The following is a 5,356-nucleotide window of genomic DNA, read 5'->3' as shown; positions in this document are numbered from 1 at the left end:
TACGTGTTTTCATTTCAATCTCCAGTTAAATCAATTATGTCTTAACTGGGTTAGTCGTATCAATTAAACCACGTCAACGAGAACACTCTTGATAAATGAAAATACTCTTGATAAACGAGAATAAGATAAAAGTATTATTCATTTCGAGAAAAATAGACTTTGGATTAGAGGATATTCATACTTTATTTGCATGAAATGGTTATCGTGCTGCATTAGTATATCAGAATTAGTCTCTATTGAATTGGAATGAATATGTCAAATTCTGCTATTAATTCATCGACTGTTAAATCTATTCGTAAGAACAATATATTTTATTCGAGTATTTTCTTGATGATGACTATGTTGTATGGATGTGGAGAAAGCAGTAACGATGACACTTTGTCTGATGTAATTTTAGCGTCGTCTAATGCATCCGATTCGACAACGTCAAATATGACTTCAGCCAGTGCTAGTACTGATGCAATAACAGATGATACAGATACTGCGGATACAACGGATACAACGGATACAACGGATACAGCGGATACAACGAATACAACGAATACAACGAATACAGCGAATACAACGAATACAACGAATACAACGAATACAACGAATACAGCGGATACAACGAATACAACGAATACAGCGGATACAGCGAATACAGCGAATACAACGGATACAGCGAATACAACGGATACAGCGGATACAGTGAATACAGCAAATACAGCAAATACAGCGAATACAGTGGATACAACGGATACAACGGATACAACGAATACAACGAATACAACGGATACAGCGGATACAACGGATACAGCGGATACAGCGGATACAGCGGATACAGCGGATACAGCGGATACAACGAATACAGCGGATACAAGGGATACAAGGGATACTTCAAATATTGTGGCAGATAATTTGGATGAAGCGAAAGATGAGACCAATACTTCAGATGAAGCTGATATGCCAGATGTGCAAACCAATACAACAACTCGACAGCAGCTTGAACGTTATATTGCTGAGGGCGATATCCTTGCTATAGAGTCAGCTGATACTTCTGAAATAACGGATATGTCTTATTTATTCAAAGACAGCCTTTTAAATCCTGACATTTCAAATTGGGATGTGTCTAATGTAACTGATATGTCCTATATGTTTTATAATGCTACCGCTTTTAATCAGGATATCTCAAGTTGGAAGACTGGCAGTGTCACAAATTTAAAGATGACATTTAATGGTGCCAGCGCGTTTAATCAGGATCTGTCTGCCTGGAATGTAAGCGAAGTGGTTGTTGATGATGTATGGCTCAGTGGTACTGCAATTAAAGAGACACGGTTTATTCCTCAAACCCCCCATAAGGATTTATATGTGGCGATATTGAATGGTGATAAATTAGTTATCGAGGGCTTTGATGTGTCGACAATGACATCGTTAGAGAAATTGTTTGCTGGTTTAACTTTTAACCCAGATGTATCTAATTGGAATGTGTCTAATATAAACAATATGTCTTATCTATTTTACAAGGCGAGTGTTTTTAATCAGGATATATCTAATTGGGATATGAGTCGTGTCACTAATATGGCATATATGTTCTACAATGCTAAAGCTTTTAATCAAGATGTATCTCAATGGAGTACGGGTAATGTAACTCATATGACAGCAGCCTTTAATGGTGCAATGTCGTTTAGTCAAAATTTATCAGGCTGGAATGTGAGTAAAGTTGTTAAGGATGATGTATGGCTGTCTGGAACTGCAATTGATGAACCTGATTTTATACCTGATACGCCAAACAGAGGACTTTATGTTGCGGTCATAAATAATGATCTTCCAATGATTGAAGCACATGATGTATCGGCCATGACATCATTGGAAAAGCTATTTTTTAATCATTATATAAACCCTAATATTGCAGCCTGGAATGTGTCTAATGTCACTAATATGGCCTATATGTTTTACAACACTGGAGGATTTAATCAGGATTTATCTGGGTGGAATACCGCTAATGTGACAAATATGGAAAAGATGTTTTATGGCGCATGGAGTTTTAACCAAGATCTGTCTAGGTGGAATACCGCTAATGTGACAAATATAAAAATGATGTTTAATGGTGCATGGCAGTTTAATCAGGATTTATCTGATTGGAATGTGAGTAAGGTGATTCAAGATGATGTGTGGTTGTCGGCCACAGCAATGAAGGATACTGCTTATGTACCTGATACGCCAAATAGTTCACTTTATATTGCAATACTTGAACGCAACAACGATGTTATTGAAAATTATGACATATCAAGATTAACATCATTAGCAAGACTTTTTTATAGATATTCGATGATCCCTGATATTTCAGGCTGGGATGTCTCTAATGTGACTGATATGTCACAGTTGTTTTACAGAGTGCAAGACTTTAATCAAGATTTATCAGAATGGGATACCTCCAGTGTGATCAATATGAGCGGTATTTTTGAGGGGGCTTTTGTGTTCAACCAAGATATATCAAGGTGGAATGTATCCCGAGTGATTAATATGAGCGATATGTTTTCTGGTGCACTTGTTTTTAACCAAGACATTTCTGATTGGAATACCTCCAATGTGACTGATATGCATAATATGTTTGGTTCTGCATATGAATTTAATCAGGATATATCCGGATGGGATACATCAAAAGTGACTAATATGTATAACATGTTTTCATATGCCAGAGCTTTTGATCATGATATTTCCGGTTGGGATACCTCGAGTGTGACTAACATGGAGTTTATGTTTGCTCATAATGAGACATTTAATGGTGATTTATCTGGTTGGGATACATCCAGCGTGACTAGCATGAATTACATGTTTGTGCGTGCAAGGGCATTTAATCAAGATATCTCGCAGTGGGATACCTCTAATGTGACGACTATGTTGGCTATGTTCTTGGATGCCAGTGCCTTTAATCAGGATGTATCTGATTGGGACACTTCGCAAGTGACGAATATGAGCGGTTTGTTTCAGGGGGCAAGGGCATTTAATCAGCCTCTAGCGGCTTGGAATACCTCACAAGTGACGAATATGGGAGGAATGTTTAATGATGCAGATGCATTTAATCAGGATCTCTCAGGTTGGGATACCGCTAATGTGACGAATATGGATGGTATGTTCAGAGATAACGATGGGTTTAATCAGCCTTTGTCTCAGTGGGATACTTCTAATGTTACCAACATGCGTTATATGTTTAATAAAGCACGTATGTTTAGTCAAGATTTGAGTGGCTGGAATGTGGATAATGTTAGAAAATCGGGTAACTTTTCTACAAACAGTGCATTAACTGATGAGCAGTTACCTAGTTTTTAGCCTAATAACTGATATTGGTATCAAAAGATGTCATTAATACATTAAAGCATATTGTTTTAGTCGTAAAATGAGCTTTTATTCAGGTTATTCAACTCATTAAAGCTTGGTATAGGGTATAATTATTTCTGCTGGAAATCGGGGAATGGAGTGCTTGTCTAAATTCCAGCTTTTATTCACAGCTTTTATTGAAAGGCATGATGAGTGTTACCCATCATGCCCGTCAATAAAGGATTAGTCCTCACATTCTGAATAGAGTACACATGACATAATACCTTGACTGAATCCATAAGCTGGATCGTTGTAAACTTCGTCATCATAGGTATCCCATTCCATAATACCGCCAAATCTATCATCATCCTTTATTTGACTCACCTGAGATATCACACCACTGATGACAGTATCTAAATCCCTTTGTGTATAAGTATTTTGTGAAGCAGAATAGTCATAAAAAATAGAGGCTGCGCTGGCACTGTGATAAGAAGCGGGTTCACCAATCACTAATTTCGTACTAGAATCTGAGGGTAATTGCTGTTTTAACAGGTTAAATGAGCTACTTATTGTTTCAAAGTCATTGGCATATAAACTTTGATCATTATATGACAATGCCGGTGAAAATACCGTGTTATATTCCTGAACCATGACATAATCAAAATCAGCTAATGCTGAAGTATCGTCCGTGCTGGCATAATAAGGCTCAGTTTCATATCCCGTTGAGACCATCAGGGCATTACCGTTCGAGTCGGTATTGAGCTGTGGCGCAGCGGTAATGATATAAGGCGTTTCTCCCGCATCAGTGCGATAATTTTGAAGATCAGCAATTAAGGTGTGCAAGACCGAATAACTGTATTTACCTTCGATATCAAAATCAACGCCATCTAAATCATACTCTTCAAGAAAATCATTGAGCTTACCAGCCAATGTATTGATTTGATCATCCGTTAAATCATCGTCCACAAAATACGTGTTATTTGATCCACCAAATGAAATCAATACCGACAGATCAGGGTGGGCTGCTTTTGCACTTTGAATATCTTGGATCATGACATCACTGGTAAAGTTTGGCCCAAAGGCGTCCAGTGAAACGCCATCATCATTGTCTATATTGCCAAAGGCAATAATCAGCATATTGAATCCTTGATCCGCCGTTTCCTCTAAGGTCCAAGGCCCCAAGTTTGCCCAATAGCCTATCAGTAAATGCTCAGTTTCCGTTCCTGCATTGACAGTAAAACTAATGCTGCTTGGAGAAAAAGCGATATCATCAGTGGTATCATCACTTGTAAAGCTGATGGTTCCTGTTTGAGTGGTATCATCAGTGGATGAGGCTGTCACATTTAAGGTGCAAGAATTTGTGCTACTGGAAAAGACACAAGTGTGATTATCACTGTCAAAGGTTAGCAGCCCATCAGACTCAGATACTGTGACATTAGTGGATGATGTTAATGTTCCCTCATAATTTATCGTAATGGTGGCAGACTCTCCTGATGTTAATGATGTCGAGCTTAATGCGGTATTAAAGGTTATACTTTGGGTACCACTGCTTCCACCGCTGTCACTACTTGTTACAGTAAAACTGATGTTTTGTGGAGAAAAACTAATCTCGTCAGCCGTATCATTACTCGTAAAACTTAAGGTGCTTGTTTGAGTATCATCGGTGGATGAGGCTGTCACATTTAACGTGCAAGAATGGGTGTTACTGGAAAAGGCACAAGTGTGATTATCATTATCAAAAGTTAACAGTCCATTAGACTCAGACACTGTGACGTTAATGGATGATGTTAAGGTCCCCTCATAACTTATCGTGATGCTGGCAGCATCCCCTGATGTTAATGATGTTGAGCTTAATGCGGTATTAAATGAAATACTTTGCGTATCGCTACTATCACTGGAGTCATCACCTGTCGATGAGGAGCTTGATGAAGTCGAATCATCATTGTCTACACCGCCACAAGCGACGAGTTGTGAAGTGAGTCTTAAAGATCCCCTCATATTTTTATTCTAAATAATCCCGAAGACATTGCGATAAATAAGATGGTTCTTCATATAA

Annotated in this window: 2 protein-coding genes; one reads left to right on the top strand and one right to left on the bottom strand. The window is 38.2% G+C overall.

The window, feature by feature from the left end:
• Positions 1–252: 252 nt before the first annotated feature.
• Positions 253–3,312 carry a BspA family leucine-rich repeat surface protein gene (locus Q0791_RS24265; RefSeq protein ID WP_299011838.1) on the top strand — a complete coding sequence of 1,020 codons (3,060 nt, stop codon included), beginning with the start codon at positions 253–255 and terminating at the stop codon, positions 3,310–3,312.
• 231 nt (positions 3,313–3,543) lie between these two features.
• Here the strand turns inward: Q0791_RS24265 and Q0791_RS24260 are convergent, their stop codons facing one another.
• Entirely contained in the window at positions 3,544–5,298 is a 1,755-nt protein-coding gene (locus tag Q0791_RS24260; RefSeq protein ID WP_299011837.1) for a glycoside hydrolase family 18 protein, read from the bottom strand.
• Positions 5,299–5,356 lie beyond the last annotated feature (58 nt).

The organism is uncultured Shewanella sp., from assembly GCF_947495455.1.
In the GTDB taxonomy this organism is placed as follows: domain Bacteria; phylum Pseudomonadota; class Gammaproteobacteria; order Enterobacterales; family Shewanellaceae; genus Shewanella.
The sequence above is the reverse complement of the archived record's forward strand: the minus strand, read 5'-3'. Positions and strand labels throughout refer to the sequence as shown.